13 protein-coding genes and 1 pseudogene are annotated in these 16,457 nt (G+C 72.7%); 6 read left to right on the top strand and 8 right to left on the bottom strand.

Annotation, left to right across the window (positions count from 1 at the left end; genetic code table 11):
• Nucleotides 1–54: 54 nt before the first annotated feature.
• From ABUW04_RS13425 to ABUW04_RS13410, 4 genes and pseudogenes are all read right to left on the bottom strand, one after another.
• Nucleotides 55–1,506, bottom strand: a pseudogene (locus tag ABUW04_RS13425) (MFS transporter); the annotation flags it as partial.
• Between the two features lie 169 nt (nucleotides 1,507–1,675).
• Nucleotides 1,676–3,808, bottom strand: a complete 2,133-nt coding sequence (locus tag ABUW04_RS13420) for an MMPL family transporter (protein ID WP_380564704.1) — start codon at nucleotides 3,806–3,808, stop codon at nucleotides 1,676–1,678.
• A gap of 126 nt (nucleotides 3,809–3,934) precedes the next feature.
• Complete coding sequence (locus ABUW04_RS13415; RefSeq protein ID WP_380564703.1) at nucleotides 3,935–4,384, bottom strand: MarR family winged helix-turn-helix transcriptional regulator; 450 nt, start codon at nucleotides 4,382–4,384, stop codon at nucleotides 3,935–3,937.
• A 59-nt stretch (nucleotides 4,385–4,443) separates the two neighbouring features.
• Nucleotides 4,444–7,230 carry an ATP-binding SpoIIE family protein phosphatase gene (locus ABUW04_RS13410; RefSeq protein ID WP_380564702.1) on the bottom strand — a complete coding sequence of 929 codons (2,787 nt, stop codon included), beginning with the start codon at nucleotides 7,228–7,230 and terminating at the stop codon, nucleotides 4,444–4,446.
• A 224-nt stretch (nucleotides 7,231–7,454) separates the two neighbouring features.
• Between ABUW04_RS13410 and ABUW04_RS13405 the strand changes: the two genes are divergently transcribed.
• The 3 genes from ABUW04_RS13405 (at nucleotide 7,455) to ABUW04_RS13395 (ending at nucleotide 9,365) form a co-directional block, all read left to right on the top strand.
• The gene (locus ABUW04_RS13405; protein ID WP_030254335.1) at nucleotides 7,455–8,288 is read left to right on the top strand and encodes a J domain-containing protein; all 834 of its coding nucleotides are present in this window, start codon (nucleotides 7,455–7,457) and stop codon (nucleotides 8,286–8,288) included.
• Between the two features lie 86 nt (nucleotides 8,289–8,374).
• Nucleotides 8,375–8,701, top strand: a complete 327-nt coding sequence (locus ABUW04_RS13400) for a rhodanese-like domain-containing protein (RefSeq protein ID WP_030254332.1) — start codon at nucleotides 8,375–8,377, stop codon at nucleotides 8,699–8,701.
• A gap of 91 nt (nucleotides 8,702–8,792) precedes the next feature.
• Nucleotides 8,793–9,365, top strand: coding sequence for a GNAT family N-acetyltransferase (locus ABUW04_RS13395; RefSeq protein ID WP_380564701.1), 573 nt, complete (start codon nucleotides 8,793–8,795; stop codon nucleotides 9,363–9,365).
• On the opposite strand, the gene ABUW04_RS13390 is transcribed toward ABUW04_RS13395, so the two are convergent.
• The 3 genes from ABUW04_RS13390 to pdhA are packed head-to-tail and all read right to left on the bottom strand — an operon-like array spanning nucleotide 9,348 to nucleotide 12,777.
• Nucleotides 9,348–10,577: a dihydrolipoamide acetyltransferase family protein gene (locus ABUW04_RS13390; protein ID WP_380565033.1), complete on the bottom strand. Its 1,230-nt coding sequence runs from the start codon at nucleotides 10,575–10,577 to the stop codon at nucleotides 9,348–9,350. The two genes, ABUW04_RS13395 and ABUW04_RS13390, sit on opposite strands and share 18 nt — an antisense overlap.
• Nucleotides 10,578–10,612: 35 nt before the next feature.
• The gene (locus ABUW04_RS13385) at nucleotides 10,613–11,629 is read right to left on the bottom strand and encodes an alpha-ketoacid dehydrogenase subunit beta (protein WP_380564700.1); all 1,017 of its coding nucleotides are present in this window, start codon (nucleotides 11,627–11,629) and stop codon (nucleotides 10,613–10,615) included.
• Nucleotides 11,626–12,777: a pyruvate dehydrogenase (acetyl-transferring) E1 component subunit alpha gene (pdhA, locus tag ABUW04_RS13380; RefSeq protein WP_380564699.1), complete on the bottom strand. Its 1,152-nt coding sequence runs from the start codon at nucleotides 12,775–12,777 to the stop codon at nucleotides 11,626–11,628. Before pdhA ends, ABUW04_RS13385 begins: the two co-directional genes overlap by 4 nt.
• 317 nt (nucleotides 12,778–13,094) lie before the next feature.
• Here pdhA and ABUW04_RS13375 point away from each other — a divergent pair, with 317 nt between their 5' ends.
• On the top strand, nucleotides 13,095–13,724 hold the full coding sequence (locus tag ABUW04_RS13375; RefSeq protein WP_380565031.1) for an Lrp/AsnC family transcriptional regulator: 630 nt from the start codon (nucleotides 13,095–13,097) through the stop codon (nucleotides 13,722–13,724).
• A gap of 42 nt (nucleotides 13,725–13,766) precedes the next feature.
• Here the strand turns inward: ABUW04_RS13375 and ABUW04_RS13370 are convergent, their stop codons facing one another.
• The gene (locus ABUW04_RS13370) at nucleotides 13,767–14,366 is read right to left on the bottom strand and encodes a TetR/AcrR family transcriptional regulator (RefSeq protein WP_030254314.1); all 600 of its coding nucleotides are present in this window, start codon (nucleotides 14,364–14,366) and stop codon (nucleotides 13,767–13,769) included.
• Nucleotides 14,367–14,464: 98 nt separating this feature from the next.
• On the opposite strand from ABUW04_RS13370, the gene ABUW04_RS13365 reads away from it, so the two are divergent.
• Entirely contained in the window at nucleotides 14,465–15,943 is a 1,479-nt protein-coding gene (locus ABUW04_RS13365) for an MFS transporter (protein WP_380564698.1), read from the top strand.
• On the top strand, nucleotides 15,940–16,395 hold the full coding sequence (locus tag ABUW04_RS13360) for a MarR family winged helix-turn-helix transcriptional regulator (RefSeq protein ID WP_051725339.1): 456 nt from the start codon (nucleotides 15,940–15,942) through the stop codon (nucleotides 16,393–16,395). Before ABUW04_RS13365 ends, ABUW04_RS13360 begins: the two co-directional genes overlap by 4 nt.
• Nucleotides 16,396–16,457 lie beyond the last annotated feature (62 nt).

Below are 16,457 nucleotides of genomic sequence, written 5' to 3'. Positions count from 1 at the left end.
ACGGGTCGGTCAGCGGGCCGCTTCACCGGCGAGCGCCTGGAGGTCGTCGGCCCGGGCGCCATCCTCGCCGATGGAGCGGGCCACCGGGGCGGCGGGTGCGCTGTCGCGCCGTCCGGGCAGGAAGGCGGCGAGCAGCAGGCCGATCAGCACCGCGCCGACGGCGATGGCGAAGGAGAGCCGGAAGCCCGCCATGTCGGGCACCGCGCGGCCGGCGAAGGGGGTGGTCAGATGGGCCAGCACCATGCCGATGACGGCACTGGAGACGGAGGTGCCGATGGAGCGCATCAGGGTGTTGAGGCCGTTGGCGGCGCCGGTCTCGGACGGGTCGACCGCGCCGATGATCAGGGCGGGCAGCGCGGAGTAGGCGAAGCCGATGCCGGCCCCGATGACGGTGGTGATGATCAGCACCTGCCAGACCGCGCCCATCAGGCCGAGCCCGGCCGCGTACCCGGCGGCGATCACGGCCATGCCGAGCAGCAGCGAGACCTTGGGGCCGCGGGCGGCGGTGATCCGGGCCGAGAGCGGCGAGACCAGCATCATCGCCACGCCCATCGGGGCCATGCACAGGCCGGCGACGACCATGGACTGGCCGAGTCCGCAGCCGCTGGCGGTGGGCAGTTCCAGCAGCTGGGGCAGGACCAGCGACATCGCGTAGAAGGAGACGCCGATGGTGATGGAGGCGAGGTTGGTCAGCAGCACCTGGCGGCGCGCGGTGGTGCGCAGGTCGACCAGCGGGTCGGCGATGCGCAGTTCCATCACGCCCCAGAGCAGCAGGATGGCGACGGCCGCGGCGAACAGGCCGAGGGTGGTGCCGCTGCTCCAGCCCCAGTCGCTGCCCTTGGTGATCGGGAGCAGCAGGGCGACCAGGCCGGCCGAGAGGCCGACGGCGCCGACGGTGTCGAAGCCGCCGGGGGTGCGCAGCTTGGACTCGGGGACTGTGGCCAGCACCAGGCCCATGGCGACGATGCCGAGTCCGGCGGCGGCGAAGAACAGCACATGCCAGTCGAAGTGCTCGGCGACCAGTGCGGCGCCCGGCAGGCCGAGTGCGCCGCCGATGCCGATGGAGGAGCTCATCAGGCCCATCGCGGAGCCGAGGCGCTCGCGGGGGAGTTCGTCGCGCATGATGCTGATGCCCAGCGGGATCGCGCCCATGGCGAAGCCCTGCAGGGCGCGGCCGACCACCATCGGGATCAGGCTGGAGGTGAATCCGGCGATCAGCGAGCCGAGCACCATCAGGGCCAGGCTGACCAGCAGCATCTTCCGCTTGCCGTAGAGGTCGCCGAGGCGGCCCATGATCGGGGTGGCCACGGCTCCGGCGAGCAGGGTGGCGGTCATCACCCAGGTCGCGTTGGAGGTGCTGGTGTGCAGCAGCGCCGGGAGCTGGGCGATGACCGGGACCAGCAGGGTCTGCATGACGGCGACCACGATGCCCGCGAAGGCGAGGACGGCGACGATGCGGCCGGTGGGGGCCGCCGTGGCGGGCTGTTCGGGTATCGCGGGCGTCATGCAGGGGCCTCCGGGGGGCGCGGGGATCAGGGATACATGCATGGTGAATGCAACTTGCACTCTGCATATTCCCGAACCATGCAACCCGAAAGGGGCGCGGGGAACTGCGCTGCCAACCATGCACCTCCGTAGAGGGCTGGCAGTGCAGTTCCCCGCGCCCCCAAAAAACTCAGACGGTGCGCTCCGATGTCGGGTCGAGCGCCGCGGCCCCGCCCCGTGCGGCCGGGACCGAGCCCGGGGCCGTGACACGGCCCAGCGCGCTGGGCCACCACAGGCGCCGGTCCAGGTCCATGGTCAGTGCGGTGACCAGGATCGAGCGGACCACCAGGGTGTCCAGCAGCACGCCCAGGCAGACCGCGAAGCCGATCTCGGCGAAGCCGACCACGGGCAGCGTCCCCAGCACCCCGAAGGTGCTGGCCAGGATCAGTCCGGCCGAGGTGATCACACCGCCGGTCGCGGCCAGCCCGGCGAGCGCGCCGCCGCGGGTGCCCCGGTTGAAGGACTCCTCCCTGACCCGGGTCATCAGGAAGATGTTGTAGTCGATGCCCAGCGCCACCAGGAAGACGAACACGAACAGCGGGAAGGAGCTGTCCTCGCCCTGGAAGTGGAACAGGTGGGCGAAGGTGAAGGAGCTGACGCCCAGGGCCGTGGCGAAGGAGAGCACCACCGTCGCGATCAGCAGCAGCGGAGCCACCACCGCGCGCAGCAGCAGCGCCAGGATCAGCAGCACCACCACCAGCACGATCGGGATGATCAGGTAGTCGTCGTGCCGCGAGGCCCGCTTGGTGTCCAGCTGCACCGCGGTGTTCCCGCCCACCTGGGCCTGCGCCCCCGGGACGGCGTGCTCGGCGGCCCTGACCCGGTCCACGGTGTCCTGGGCGGCCTTGCTGTCGGGTGCGGAGGACAAGGTGCCGGTCAGGTAGGCGAGATCGCCCTTGACCATCGGCGGGTTGGTCGAGGCGATGCCCTGGACCCCGCCCAGCACCGACTGGGCCTGGGCCGCTCCGCCGGCGGTGGTGATCACGATCACCGGCGAACCCGAACCGGCCGGGAAGTGCTCGGCCAGGACGGTCTGGCCGACCACCGAGTCCGGCTTGCCGGTGAAGGAGCCGGCCGTGGACAGGCCGTCGGCCTTCAGACTGAACAGGCCGAGCGCCAGTGCCCCCAGCGCCAGCGTGGTCCCGATCCAGACCAGCCGCGGGCGGCGGGAGATGCCGCCGCCGACCCTGGCCCAGACGCCGCTCTCGGTGGGCTCGGCAGTGCCGAAGGCCGGCTTGACCGGCCAGAAGATCCAGCGTCCGCAGATCACCAGCAGGGCCGGCAGCAGGGTCACCATGGCGGCCAGCGCGACCGCGATGCCGATGGCGCAGACCGGGCCCAGGCCGCTGGTGGAGTTCATCCGGGCGAACAGCAGGCAGAGCATGCTGACCGCGACGGTCGCGGCACTGGCGATGATCGCGGGCCCGGCCCGGTGCATGGCCTCGGCCATGGCCTCGTGCCGGTCCTCGTGCCGGCGCAGCTCCTCGCGGTAGCGGGCGACCAGCAGCAGGGCGTAGTCGGTGCCCGCGCCGATGACCAGGACCACCAGGATCCCGCCGCTCTGCGCGTTGACGGTCAGTCCGGCGTGCTTGACCAGCAGGTAGATGACGGCCTCGGCGGCGGTCAGGGCCAGCCCGGAGGACAGCAGCGGCAGCAGCCACAGGGTCGGGCTGCGGTAGGTGAGCAGCAGCAGCACGACCACCACGCCGAGGGTGGCGTAGAGCAGGGTGCCGTCGATCCCGGCGAAGGCCTTGCTCTGGTCGGCGCCGACCCCGCCGGGCCCGGTGACGTGCACGGTCAGGCCGGGGTCGCCCTGGGACGCGGTGGCCCGGAGCTTGTCGACCGCCGGGGTGAGGTTGTTCCAGCCGCCGCTGGCCATGTCGATGGGCACCACGGTCTGCAGGGCCTTGCCGTCCTGGGACACCAGCGGCCCGGTGATCTGCCCCTGGACGTGCGGTGCCGAGGCGAACGAGGCGGCGTCGGCGGTGGCCTTGGCCTTGTCGGCGGCGGTGATCCCGGAGTCGCGGACGTAGAGCACGACGGCCGGGGCGCTCTGGGTGCTGGTGAACCGCCCCTCCAGGTTCAGCACCTTGGTCGACTCGGCGCTACCGGGCAGCCAGCTCGACGCCTGGTTGTCCTCGGCGTTGGTGAGCTTGCCGGCCAGCGGCGCGAGCACGAGCAGCAGGACGATCCAGGCGGCGAGGACGACCCACTTGCTCCGTCTTCCGCAGGGCAGGGCGGCGAGCCGCCGGGCGAGGTTCATTTGTGTGTATCCCCCAATTAAACGCGATACATCGCGAGTCGTGGCTCAACGATGTGGCGTCGGCGCGGACGGTGTCAAGCACCGCAGGTCCGCGCGGTGGGATCGCACGATGCGTCACCCGGCGCTTCAGGTACGGGCGTTGTAGAGCGCGAGATAGGACGCGAAGCGCTCCAGGTCGTCGTCCGGCCAGTCGACGAGGCGGTCCAGGAAGGCCTGGTGCCGCCGCTCGCGGACGTCGGCGAGCAGCAGCTCGCCGGCCGCCGAGGGGCGGATGATCTGGCCGCGCAGGTCCTCCGGGTCGGCGGTGCGCTCGACCAGGCCGAGCTTCTCCCGAGCGGCGATCTGCCGGCTGACGGGGGACTTGTCCAGCAGGAAGTGGGCCGCCAGGTCGGTGCCCCGGCAGCCGCCGCGCTCGTGCAGGTGGTCCAGCAGGGTGTAGGTGACCAGGGTCAGCCCGGGGTGGATCTGCGCGGTCACCGAGCGCGCGCGGCGGGCCACGGCGGTGAGCTCGCGCTGGATCGAGTCGATCGACTCGGAGCGGGCGGAGGCGGTGCGGGCGGGGGTGGGCGTCGGCATCAGGACTCCTTCTTTGGTTGCATAGTACAACCAAAGAAGGAGTTGTGCAGTCCGACCCGTCAGCCGCGGTGCGGCAGCGGCAACTCGAACCAGACCACCTTGCCGACCGCCTTGCGGCTGGTCCCCCAGCGCGCCGACAGGTGGCTGACCAGGCTCAGTCCCCGGCCGTCCTCGTCCAGCGCCTCGGAGGGCTCCAGCGACGGCAGGTTGTGGTCGTCGTCGCTGACCTCGACCAGCAGTTTGCCGACCCGCATCAGCTGCAGTTCGACCCGGTCCTTGGCGACCCGGAGCGCATTGGTCACCAGCTCGCTGACCAGCAGCTCGGTCGTCTCGCTCAGCTCCTGCAGGCCCCACAGCGCCAGCTGCTCACGCACCATCAGCCGGGCCCGGCGCACCTCGGTGGAGTCGAGCTGCAGCGACCAGGAGATCACGTCCTGCGGCGGGATGCCGTCGAAGCGGGCGATCAGCAGGGCCAGGTCGTCGCTGCGATCGTCGGTGTGCAGCCGCTCCAGCACGGTGTCGCAGACCTCGTCCGGGCTGCGCCGCGGATCGACGATGTCGCCGCAGAGCGCGGCCAGCCCATCGCCTATGTCGCCGCCGCGCATCTCCACCAGGCCGTCGGTGCACAGCACCAGCATGCTGCCGTCGGCGACCTTGATCTCGCGGGAGGCGAACGGCACCCCGCCGACGCCGATCGGCGCGCCCGAGGGGATCTCCAGCAGCTCACCGCGCCCGTCCGGATGGACCAGCACCGGCGGGACGTGTCCGGCACTGGCCAGGGTGCAGGTCCGGGCGATCGGGTCGTAGACCGCGTAGAGGCAGGTCGCCAGGTGGTCGTCGCCGAGCCGCTGGGAGAGGTTGTCCAGGTGCCGCAGGATCTGGCCCGGGGGCAGGTCCAGCGCGGCCAGGGTCTGCATCGCGGTGCGGAAGCGGCCCATCGCCACCGCCGAGTGCAGGCCGTGGCCCATCACGTCGCCGACCACCAGCGCCACCCGGCTGCCCGGCAGTTGCACCGCGTCGAACCAGTCCCCGCCGACCTCGGCCCGGCGGTCGCCCGGGATGTAGCGGTGTGCGATCAGCACGCCGGGGATCTTCGGCGGACGGCTCGGCAGCATGCTGCGCTGCAGCGTCAGCGCCGTCTTGGCCTCCATCCGGTGCAGCCGGGCGTTGTCGATGGACAGCGCGGCGCGGGCGGCCAGCTCGCGCAGGTACGCGGCGTCGGTCTCGTCGAACGGCGGCTGGTCGGCGTTGCGCAGCAGCGTCAGGATGCCCAGCACGGTGCCGCGGGCCGCCAGCGGCAGCACCAGCATCGAGCGGCCCTCGAACAGCGGCGCCAGCAGGCCCGAGCCGCGACCGGCGGCGCACTCCTCGGCGACGGCGGCCTCGACCACCGGCACCAGCACCGGCTGGTTGCTCTGCAGGGCAAGCCCCGAGGGGGTGGTCCTGGACAGCGAGAACAGGGTGCCCTCGTGGACCTGGTGCTCCCAGCCCGCCAGCGACTCGCTGAAGGCGCGGGCCACCCGGCGCAGCTGGGTCTCGTCGTCGGGGCGGTCGCGCGGCAGCTCGGTGTCGACGATCAGCCGGTCGCGCAGGTCCACGCAGGCGAAGTCGGCGATACCGGGGACGACGACCTGGCACAGCTCATGGACCGTCACATCCAGGTCCAGGGTGGTGCCGATCCGGGCGCCGGCGTGGCTCAGCAGCCGCAGCTGCTCATTGGCGGGGTCGGCGGCGGGCAGCGGCACCGGGGTGCTGCCGTCGGCGAGGCCCGGCGGGAGCAGCAGCGTGGGGACGGTCGGAGGGCCGCTGAAGGGCCCCTCCTCGGTGCCGGGCCGGCGCAGCCGGACGCCGACCGGACGCTCGGCGCGGGCCGGCTCGCTGTAGCCCGGCTCGGCACGGCCCTGGTCGCCGTAGTCCTGCCGGCTGTGGCCCTGGTCGCTGCGGGGCTGCGGGAACTCCTTGAGCCGTCCGGTGCGCGGGTCCTCGCTCTGCCAGCCGAGCGGGGCGTAGGTCGACGAGGGGTGGTCGTCCGGGAACTCCTGCGGCAGCACCGGCAGGCGCAGGGTGCCGTCGATCAGCAGCGCGGGCGCGCCCCCGGCGACGATCTGCCCGATCAGCCGCAGCCGGCGGTCCTCCGAGGTCCGGGGCAGCACCGTGGTCAGCCGCTCGGCGCTGCGGGACGAGTCGGCGGAGCCGGTGGAGGTGCAGCGGGCCGGCGCCACCTGGATACCGCCCGCCCCACTGGCGGCCGTGGCCGCGTAGGGCAGCAGCTGGTCGCCGAGGGCGATCCGCGGCCCGGAGGCCCGCAGCGGTCGGGCGTCCGCGGCCAGCACCAGCAGGCTGCGTCCGACCGGCTCGATCAACCGGTAGGCCCAGCACAGGATGTCGACGGCCCGGCCGTCGCGGTCGGTCACCAGCAGGTCGCCGGACCAGGCCGGGGTGTAGGAGGTGAGGTCGTCCAGCCGGTCCAGGGCGTTGCCGAGGCGGCCGCTGGAGGAGGCGCCGGAGGAGCCGCTGGAGCCGGTGGCTGCCGCCGCGGCGGTCCTGGCCAGCGGGAGCAGCCCCGAGGCGGGGCGGTCGAAGACGTCGTCGCGGCGGTGGCCGAAGACCTCCTCCGCGGCGCGGTTCCAGTGGCACACCCGTCCGTCGGGATCGATCATCAGTGCGGCCAGCCGCACCACGGCGACCACGCCGGGCGGCGCGGGGCGTGCCGGGTCGGCCGGCGGCGGGGTGACCGGATTCGCCGGATGCTTGGCCCCGTACGGGGCAGGAGAGCCAAGGGCGGAGTCGTTCAGGGCAGCCTTGCGCCGCCCTCGCTCAGGAGCCGCGAAGGTCTCTTCCGCCATACTCACCCTCTCTCGCGCACCTGCCGCTCCGAGCGCCGGCACCTACTGGAATACCCCAGGCAAGCATGAAACCTGCCTCCGCTGCCTGACATCGGGGAACATTTGGCTCGGCCAGTGGTGCACGCGGGCTCGCACGCCCTAGTGTGCGCCCTCAAGCACAACCCGGGGACAGTAGGGTGACGGGGCTGGCACGCGGGACAAACAACAAGCAGTGAGGTTGCGAGATGGCTGCCGACAGTCCGGTCCGCTGGATCGATCCGGAGGAGCAGCGGCTCGAGGAGCAGATCGCGCAGACGGAGGCCCGCTGGGTCGACGCCGAGGTCGAGGTCGAGACCCTGCGGGTGGAGCTGGACAACTTCGCGCTGGTGCACCACCAGCGCCTGGGCCCGATGTACGTGCGGCTGGACGAGCTGGACGCGTTGATCGCCGAGGCCACGGCGGCCCGGACCGGCGACCCCGAGGACATCAGGCGGGCCTTCGAGGCCCGCAACGTGGTCGAGCCGATGCCGGACCTGGAGGCGTTCTTCGCCGAGGCGGACGCGGCGGCCAGGGGCGAGTCCGACGGCGGTGCCGAGGGGGGCGGGACCGAACAGCCCGTCATCCCGCAGGCGCCGCAGCGGATCCGGCCGGACAAGGAGGCCCAGCGGCTCTACCGGGACCTGGCCCGCAGGGCCCACCCGGACCTGGCCCAGGACCCGGCCGAGCAGGAACTCCGCGGAGCCTTCATCGCCAGGGTCAACGAGGCCTATGCGCGCGGCGACGTGCTGGCCCTGGCCGCGCTCGCCGAGGAGTGGGCCGGCGAGACCGGCGACAACGGCGCCCCGGCCGAGGGCACCCCGGAGCGGCTGGCCTGGCTGCGGCAGCGGCTGGACTGGCTGACCGCTCGGCTGCGCCGGATCGAGGAGACCCGCGCGGAGCTGGTGGACAGCCCGATGGGGCAGCTGCTGATGCTGCTGCCGGACGACCCCGACGCGCTGCTGGAGGTGCTGGCCGAGCAGCTGCTGGAGTCGGTCTCGACCCGGCAGGCCGAGCTGGACCGGCTGGTCGGCACGGTGTGACCGCCGTCGGCGACAATCGACGTACACCACTACCTAACCGAACCACCGACGTGCGCGACCGCGACACCCGATCTCTGGAGAGTCAGATGTTCCACGCCTCCGTCCCCACTGTGGACGCCGCTTCCGTGCCCGCCGAGGGCGCGCTGCTCGACGTCCGGGAGCAGGACGAGTGGGAGGCGGGCCATGTCGACGGGGCGCTGCACATCCCCATGGGCCAGCTGATGGCGCGGATCGAGGAGCTCCCGGAGCAGAAGCTCTACGTGCTGTGCCGGGTCGGCGGCCGCTCCGCCCAGGTGGTGCAGTACCTGGTGGCCCAGGGCCGGGACGCGGTCAACGTCGACGGCGGGATGTACGCCTGGGAGGCGGCCGGGCGGCCGATGACGAGCGCGGACGGCAACCCCTTCGTGCTGTAGTCCCGGTCGGCCTCTTGCAGGGAATCGCCTGTGCGGGACATGTCCGGTCCGTCATGCTGGCCTGAGTGGACAACCAGCGCAAAGGGGCCAGATGAACTACGCACGACCGGTACTCCGCACCGACCGGATCGAGCTGCGCGCGATCGGTCCCGACGCCGCCGAGGAACTGGCGAGCGGCGGGGGCGGCGGGTTCAGCTGGGTCCCCGACGGCCCGTTCCAGGGCACCAGGGACGCCTGCAGCAGTGTGGTGCGCGCCGCCGAGGGCGGCGTGTTCGAGCCGGAGTGGGGCGTCTTCGCGATCGTCCGGCTGGAGGACGGCGCGGCCGTCGGCGGGGTCGGCTTCCACGGCCCGCCCAGCAGGGGCAGCGTCGAGATCGGCTACGACCTCGCCGCCTCGGCGCGCGGCAACGGCTACGTCACCGAGGCGGTACGGCTGCTGACGGCCTATGCGCTGGCCGGTGCCGGGGTCGGCCGGGTGGTCGCGCACACCGAGCCGGACAACAAGGCCTCGCAGGCCGTGCTGCTCCGGTCCGGCTTCCAGCGGGACGGGGTCGCCGACGACGGGCTGCCCCGCTTCGTGCTGTTCCCGGAGGGGCAGCCGACGACCCGTCACATCGGCAAGCAGGCGGAGCGGCCGGTCAACCGGTCAGAGGTTCCGCAGTAGCGTCACCGGGGACTCCACCGCGTCGGCGACGAAGCGCAGGAAGGCTCCGGCGACCGCTCCGTCGCAGACCCGGTGGTCGAAGCTGAAGGACAGCTGCACCACCTGGCGGACGGCCAGTTCGCCCTGGTGCACCCAGGGTTTGGCGGCGATCCGGCCCACTCCGAGCATGGCCGCCTCGGGGTGGTTGATGATCGGTGTCGAGCCGTCGACGCCGAAGACGCCGTAGTTGTTCAGGGTGAAGGTGCCGCCGGTGAGCTCGGCCGGGCCGAGCCGGCCCTCGCGGGCGGACGCGGTGAGCCGGGCCAGTTCGGCGGCCAGCTGGTCGGTGCTGAGCAGGTGCGCGTCCCTGACCACGGGGACGGCCAGCCCGCGCGGGGTCTGCGCGGCGAAGCCCAGATGGACCGCGGAGTGGCGGCGGACACCGGTGGCGGCCCCGTCCGGACCGGTCACCACGCTGGAGTTGAGCTCCGGGTACCTGGCCAGGGCCGCGGTGCAGATCCGGCCGAGCAGGGCGAGCAGTCCGAGGTCCAGGGTCCGCCGGGCGGCCAGGAGTTCGGTGGCGTCGGCGTCCACCCAGCAGGTGGCGTCCGGGATCTCGCGCCGGCTGCGGGAGAAGGTCTCGGCGGCGATCCGGGCCACGCCGCGCAGCGGGACGACCTCATCGGTCGGAGCACCGGTCGGAGCGGGGGCCGCTGCGGGGGCGGCCTGAGGGAGCGTCACGTCGGCGCGCATGATCAGGCCGTCCGGGCCGCTGCCGGTGACGGTGGCGAGATCGATGCCGTTCTCCCGGGCCAGTCGGCGCACCAGGGGGGAGATGACGGCGGGGACGCGGGCCGGAACGGGGGCGGCTGTGCTGACAGCGGTGGTGACCCGGCGGCGCCGGCTGCCGGACGACTCGGTGGTGCCGTAGCCGACCAGGACGTTGCCGGAGCCCTCGGCCGGGGCGTCCGTCGGCTCGTCCGGTGCCGCCGCGACCGCGACGGTGACCAGCGGTGCGCCCACCGGCACCTCGGCGCCGGCCTCGCCGAAGCGGGAGGTGACCACGCCCGCGTAGGGGCACGGCACCTCGACCACGGCCTTGGCCGTCTCCACCTCGGCGACCGGCTGGTCGACCTGGATCACGTCGCCGACCTCGACCAGCCAGCGGACGATCTCCGCCGAGGTCAGGCCCTCGCCGAGGTCGGGCAGCGGGAACTCGCGCACGGAAGGCATCGGGGCGATCACTGCTCCCACTTGAGTCTCGTTCATCATTGCTCCCACTGGAGCCGGCCTACGGCGTCGAGGATGCGGTCCACCCCGGGCAGGTGGTGCTGTTCGAGCATCGGCGGCGGGTAGGGGATGTCGAAGCCGGTGACCCGCAGGACCGGGGCGGCCAGATGGTGGAAGCAGCGTTCGGAGACCCGGGCCGCGATCTCCGCGCCCACCCCGGCGAAGCCCGAGGACTCGTGCACCACCACCGCGCGGCCGGTGGCCCGTACCGCCGCGGCGACGGTCTCGTCGTCGAACGGTGCCAGGCTGCGCAGGTCCACCACGGCCAGGTCCCAGCCCTCGGCCTTGGCGGCCTCGGCGGCCTCCAGGCAGACCGGAAGTGACGGACCGTAGGTGATCAGGGTGGCCGAGGTGCCCCGGCGGCGGACCACCGCGCGCCCGATCGGCTCGACCGGGGCCGGGGCCTCGGCCGACCAGTCCTCCTTGGACCAGTAGAGCCGCTTGGGCTCCAGGAACACCACCGGGTCGTCGGAGGCGATGGCGGCCCGCAGCAGGCCGTAGCCGTCGGCGACGGTGGCCGGGGTGACCACGTGCAGTCCGGGGGTGTGCGCGTAGTAGGCCTCGGAGGAGTCGCTGTGGTGCTCCACGCCGCCGATCCCACCCCCGTAGGGGATCCGCACCGTGATCGGCAGCGGCATCCGGCCGGCGGTGCGGTTGCGCATCCGGGCGACGTGCGAGACCAGCTGCTCGAAGGCCGGGTAGGCGAAGGCGTCGAACTGCATCTCCACCACCGGGCGCAGCCCGTACATGGCCATGCCGACGGCGGTGCCGAGGATGCCGGCCTCGGCCAGCGGGGTGTCCAGGCAGCGGTCGGCGCCGAACTCGGCGGCCAGGCCGTCGGTGATCCGGAAGACCCCGCCCAGGGTGCCGACGTCCTCGCCGAGGATGTGCACGGCCGGGTCCTCGCGCAGCGAGTCGCGCAGGGCGCGGTTGAGGGCCGAGGCCAGGGTGGTGGCGCCGGCCGCCCGGGTGCGGGACGGGGTGGCGGTGGTCATCGCTGGTCCCCCGTCGCGGCCTCGGCGGCCAGTTCGGCGGCGAGCTGGGCCGCCTGCTCCCGCAGCTGCGGGGTGGGCTCGGCGTAGACGTGTTCGAACAGCGACATCGGGTCCAGATCAGGTTTCACGTGAAACAACGTCCGCATACGATCGGCCAGCTGTTCGGCCTCGTCGGTGGCCGCGGCCACCTCGGCGTCGCCGATCACCCCGGCCTCGCGCAGATGGCGCTCCATCAGCGTCAGCGGGTCGCGTGCCTGCCAGTCGGCGACCTCCTCGGCGCTGCGGTAGCGCCCGGCGTCGTCGGCGTTGGTGTGCGCCTCCAGGCGGTAGGTGACCGCCTCGACCAGCACCGGGCCCTCCCCTGAGCGGGCGTGCCGTACCGCCTCGCTGAGCACGGTGTGCACGGCGACCGCGTCGTTGCCGTCCACCAGTCGGCCCTGGATGCCGTAGCCGACCGCCTTGTGGGCCAGGGTGGGCGCCGCGGACTGCTTGGCGAGCGGGACCGAGATGGCGTAGCCGTTGTTCTGGACCAGGAAGACCACCGGGGCGTTGAGCACCCCGGCGAAGTTCAGCGCCTCGTGGAAGTCGCCCTCACTGGTGCCGCCGTCGCCGACCAGGGCCAGCGCCACCGTGGAGTCCCCGCGCATCCGGGCGGCGTGGGCCAGGCCCACCGCGTGCGGCGCCTGGGTGGCCAGCGGGGTGGACAGCGGTGCGACCTGGTGCTGGTAGGGGTCGTAGCCGCAGTGGGCGTTGCCGCGCAGCAGCGTCAGCGTCTCCAGCGGGTCCACGCCCCGGGAGACCACCGCGAGGGTGTCGCGGTAGCTGGGGAACAGCCAGTCGCCCGGGCGCAGCGCGCCGGCCACGGCGATCTGGCAGGCCTCCTGGCCGGTCGAGGCGGGGTAGACGGCCAGCCGGCCCTGCTTGGTGAGGGTGGTCGCCTGCTGGTTGAAGCGCCGTCCGACGACCAGGCGCCGGTGCAGGTCGCGCAGCAGTTCGCGGCCGCCGGGGGAGTCCACCGTACGGCGCAGGGCGGGTGTGCCCAGGACGCGTACCGGCTCGCGGTCGGGGAGCAGCGGTGCGGGGTCACGGCGCGGGCCGTGCGCATCCGGCGTCCAGGCAGCCGCCAGGTCATGATCGAGAACGGTCATCGGGCTCCTCCGGTACGGGCCACTGCTCCCTACCGATTGTTCGGTCGATTGATCGAATCGGCTACTGTCACGAGCAAGTGGTGGACAAACGGCTGCTCCCGCGCTGTGCTGGAATCAGGGTGTCCACCTGGGGAGGCGAAAGAACCGTGCCCGCTGAACAGATGGCCGGATCGGGTGAGCCCCGCCGGACCCGGCATGCGCCGCTGCCCCCGATCCGGTCGGGCTCGGCGGCCGAATGGATAGCCGAACGGGCGCGCCAGCGCTCCGCGTCCCCCGCCGTGCCCGGATCGGTCGGCGGCCGGGCGGCGCATCCACCGGTGCCCACCGCGCGGCCCTCGGCGGGCCGGGCGGACTCCGACCGGCGCGGCAGGAAGCCGGCCGCTCCGCCGCAGCCCGCCGCTCCCGCTCCGGGCGACGGACGGGGCGCCGGCGCGGGCTCGGGCTCGGGTTCGGGGGAGGCGGCCGGAGGTTCGGGCGCCGGCGGCGGCTCCGACCAGCGCCAGCTGGACCGGATCGACCGGGCCATCCTGCGGCTGCTGCAGCAGGACGGGCGGGCCTCGATCCGCTCGGTCGCCGAGCGGGTCCATGTGTCCAGGGCCAATGCCTACGCGCGGATCGCGCGGATGGTGGAGTCCGGCGTGATCAGGGGGTTCACTGCGCGGGTGGACCACGAGCGGGCCGGGCAGGGGGCCTCGGCGTACATCACCCTGAAGATCGTGCAGAACTCCTGGCGCACCGTCAGGGGGCAGCTGCTGGAGCTGCCCGGGGTCGAGCACATGGCCCTGGTCAGCGGGGAGTTCGACGTGCTGATGCTGGTGCACACGGTGGACAACCGGGCCCTGCGGGAGCTGGTGCTGAACCGGATCCAGGCGATTCCCGAGGTGCTGGGCACCCACACCCTGCTGGTCTTCGACGAGACCGACCGGACGCCGGTGCTGCCGGACTGACCGTCCGGTGCCCGGTGCCGTCCGCAGCTCGCCGCCTGCCGCTCAGGGCGCGCGCAGGCCGCCGAAGGCGAGCAGGGTGACCGCGTCGGCGATGTGCTGGACGGACTTCTCGTCCGGACCCGGGCGGTACCACTCGATCAGTGAGTTGATCATGCCGTAGAGCAGCCGGGTGGCCAGCCTGGGCTCGATGTCGGAACGCAGGTCGCCGTCGCGCACGGCCTCGGCCAGCAGCTCCGCGACCCGGTGGTCGTAGGCGCGGCGCTGCTGCAGCGCCCACTGCTCGGTGGCGGTGTTGCCGCGCACCCGCAGCAGCAGGGTGACGTACGGCAGTTCGGCGGCCAGCACCTCGGTGGTGCGGCGCACCACGTGCTCCAGCCGGTCGACCGCGCGGCCGGTGGTGGCGGCGGGCTCGTCCAGGATGCCGAAGAGCCCGTCCAGGGCCCGGCCCACGGCCAGCCGCAGCAGTTCCTCCTTGCCACGGACGTGGTGGTAGATCGACGACTTGCTGATCCCGGCGGCCCGGGAGAGGTCCTCCATGGAGGTGCCGTCGTAGCCGCGCTCGTTGAAGACCCGGACCGTCACCGCGAGCAGCGTTTCCACGGTGTACGCGTCACGGCGCTGCACGCGCGAGTTGTCGACCATGGTGCGCAGCCTAGCGGCAGCCGTCGGAGTGGCACCCCGGGAGAGATAGTTGTACAGTCATAACGGTTATAGAAGTCAAACTGATGAAGTGGGTCGCCATGCCGGAAGCCGACACCTCGGTGGACACCGGATCACCGCTGAGCGCCCGAAGGCGCTTCCTGGTCCTCGCCATCTGTTGCATGAGCCTGTTCATCGTCGGGCTCGACAACACCATCGTGAACGTGGCGCTGCCCTCCATCCAGCGCGATCTGCACGCCTCGGTCTCCGGGCTGCAGTGGACCATCGACGCCTACACCCTGGTGCTGGCCAGCCTGCTGATGCTGTCCGGCTCCACCGGCGACCGGATCGGCCGGCGCCGGACCTTCCAGGCCGGTCTCGCCCTGTTCACCCTGGGCTCGCTGCTCTGCAGCCTCTCCCCCAGCCTGGGCTGGCTGATCGCGGCGCGCATGATCCAGGCCGTCGGCGGCTCGATGCTCAACCCGGTGGCGATGTCGATCATCACCAACACCTTCACCGACCCGCGCGAGCGCGCCCGCGCCATCGGCGTCTGGGGCGGCACCGTCGGGGTCAGCATGGCGCTCGGCCCGGTCCTCGGCGGGCTCCTGGTCGGTTCGGTCGGCTGGCAGTCGATCTTCTGGATCAACATCCCGGTCGGCATCGCCGCGCTGGTCCTGGCCGGCCGCTTCGTGCCCGAGTCCAAGGCCGCCAAGGCGCGCCGGGTGGACCCGGTCGGCCAGCTGCTGGTGATCACCCTGCTGGCCTCGATCACCTACGGCATCATCGAGGCCCCCACCGCCGGCTGGACCTCCGCACAGACCATCGGCTGCTTCGCCCTGGGCGTGGCCGCCCTGGCCGGACTGCTGGCCTACGAGCCGCGCCGCGACGAGCCCCTGATCGACCTGCGCTTCTTCCGCAGTGTCCCGTTCTCCGGGGCCACCGTGATAGCGGTCTGCGGCTTCGCCGCGCTGGCCGGCTTCCTCTTCCTGAACACCCTGTACCTGCAGAACGCGCTCGGCTACAGCGCGCTCAGGGCCGGTCTCTACACCCTGCCGATGGCGGCGATGACAGTGGTCTTCGCACCGCTGTCCGGACGGATCGTCGGTGCCCGCGGTCCGCGGATCCCGCTGATCGTCGCCGGGATCACCATGTCCGCGAGCGGGCTGATGCTGACCGGGCTCAGCCTGACCACCCCGGTGGCCCAGCTGATGGCCGCGTACCTGCTGTTCGGCCTCGGCTTCGGCATGATCAACGCGCCGATCACCAACACCGCGGTCTCCGGGATGCCGCGCAGCCAGGCCGGGGTGGCGGCGGCCGTCGCCTCCACCAGCCGTCAGGTCGGGCAGTCGCTGGGGGTCGCGGTCATCGTCTCGGTGGTCACCTCCTCGGTGCACGGCTCCGCGGGCGCGGCCGCCTTCACCTCGGCCAGCCACATCGGCTGGTGGATCACCGTGGGCTGCGGGCTCGCGGTGCTGGTCCTGGGCGTGCTCACCACCGGGGCCTGGGCCCGGGGGACCGCCGCCCGCAATGCCGCCAGGCTCAGCGAGCCGGCGGCCGTCAGGACGGAGGTCGCCGCATGACCACTGCCGCAGAGGACGGGCAGCAGGGGGTCGACGCCGCCACCCGGGCCTACCGGGTGATGCGCGAACTCGTGTTGGAGGAGGACGAGCGGATGGTGCAGCTGGCCGAGGTGACCGGCATGAGCTTCATCCGCAGCAAGGTGCTGCGGCGGCTGGCCGCCGGGCCGATGCGGATGAGCGAGCTGACCGCGCGGCTGCGCACCGACAAGCCGTACACCACGCTGGTGGTGGACGACCTGGAGCGGCGCGGTCTGGTCGTCCGCAGCGTCCACCCCGACGACCGCCGCTGCAAGATCGTGACGAACACGCCGGCCGGGCAGGAGATGGCGGAGCTGGCCGAGTCGATCCTGGCCCGACCGCCGCAGCGGCTGCTGGCGCTGGACCAGGAGGAGCTGGCGCTGCTGGAACGGGTGCTGGGGAAAGTCGTGGGGGCGTCCTCGTCCACCCCTTGAACCGACCGATCATTCGGTTAGTCTGAGTTCCGGCAGTGCAGCCAGGACTCACTGAGGAGTGC

Source organism: Streptacidiphilus jeojiensis, from assembly GCF_042510965.1.
Classification (GTDB): domain Bacteria; phylum Actinomycetota; class Actinomycetes; order Streptomycetales; family Streptomycetaceae; genus Streptacidiphilus; species Streptacidiphilus jeojiensis.
This window is presented reverse-complemented; position numbering and strand designations above follow the sequence as displayed.

Excerpts from the sequence above, each read along its gene's own strand:
- ABUW04_RS13420 (WP_380564704.1), bottom strand. The coding sequence starts at position 3,808 with ATGAACCTCGCCCGGCGGCTCGCCGCCCTGCCCTGCGGAAGACGGAGC.
- ABUW04_RS13415 (WP_380564703.1), bottom strand. The coding sequence starts at position 4,384 with ATGCCGACGCCCACCCCCGCCCGCACCGCCTCCGCCCGCTCCGAGTCG.
- ABUW04_RS13410 (WP_380564702.1), bottom strand. The coding sequence starts at position 7,230 with ATGGCGGAAGAGACCTTCGCGGCTCCTGAGCGAGGGCGGCGCAAGGCT.
- ABUW04_RS13405 (WP_030254335.1), top strand. The coding sequence starts at position 7,455 with ATGGCTGCCGACAGTCCGGTCCGCTGGATCGATCCGGAGGAGCAGCGG.
- ABUW04_RS13400 (WP_030254332.1), top strand. The coding sequence starts at position 8,375 with ATGTTCCACGCCTCCGTCCCCACTGTGGACGCCGCTTCCGTGCCCGCC.
- ABUW04_RS13395 (WP_380564701.1), top strand. The coding sequence starts at position 8,793 with ATGAACTACGCACGACCGGTACTCCGCACCGACCGGATCGAGCTGCGC.
- ABUW04_RS13390 (WP_380565033.1), bottom strand. The coding sequence starts at position 10,577 with ATGCCTTCCGTGCGCGAGTTCCCGCTGCCCGACCTCGGCGAGGGCCTG.
- ABUW04_RS13385 (WP_380564700.1), bottom strand. The coding sequence starts at position 11,629 with ATGACCACCGCCACCCCGTCCCGCACCCGGGCGGCCGGCGCCACCACC.
- pdhA (WP_380564699.1), bottom strand. The coding sequence starts at position 12,777 with ATGACCGTTCTCGATCATGACCTGGCGGCTGCCTGGACGCCGGATGCG.
- ABUW04_RS13370 (WP_030254314.1), bottom strand. The coding sequence starts at position 14,366 with ATGGTCGACAACTCGCGCGTGCAGCGCCGTGACGCGTACACCGTGGAA.
- ABUW04_RS13365 (WP_380564698.1), top strand. The coding sequence starts at position 14,465 with ATGCCGGAAGCCGACACCTCGGTGGACACCGGATCACCGCTGAGCGCC.
- ABUW04_RS13360 (WP_051725339.1), top strand. The coding sequence starts at position 15,940 with ATGACCACTGCCGCAGAGGACGGGCAGCAGGGGGTCGACGCCGCCACC.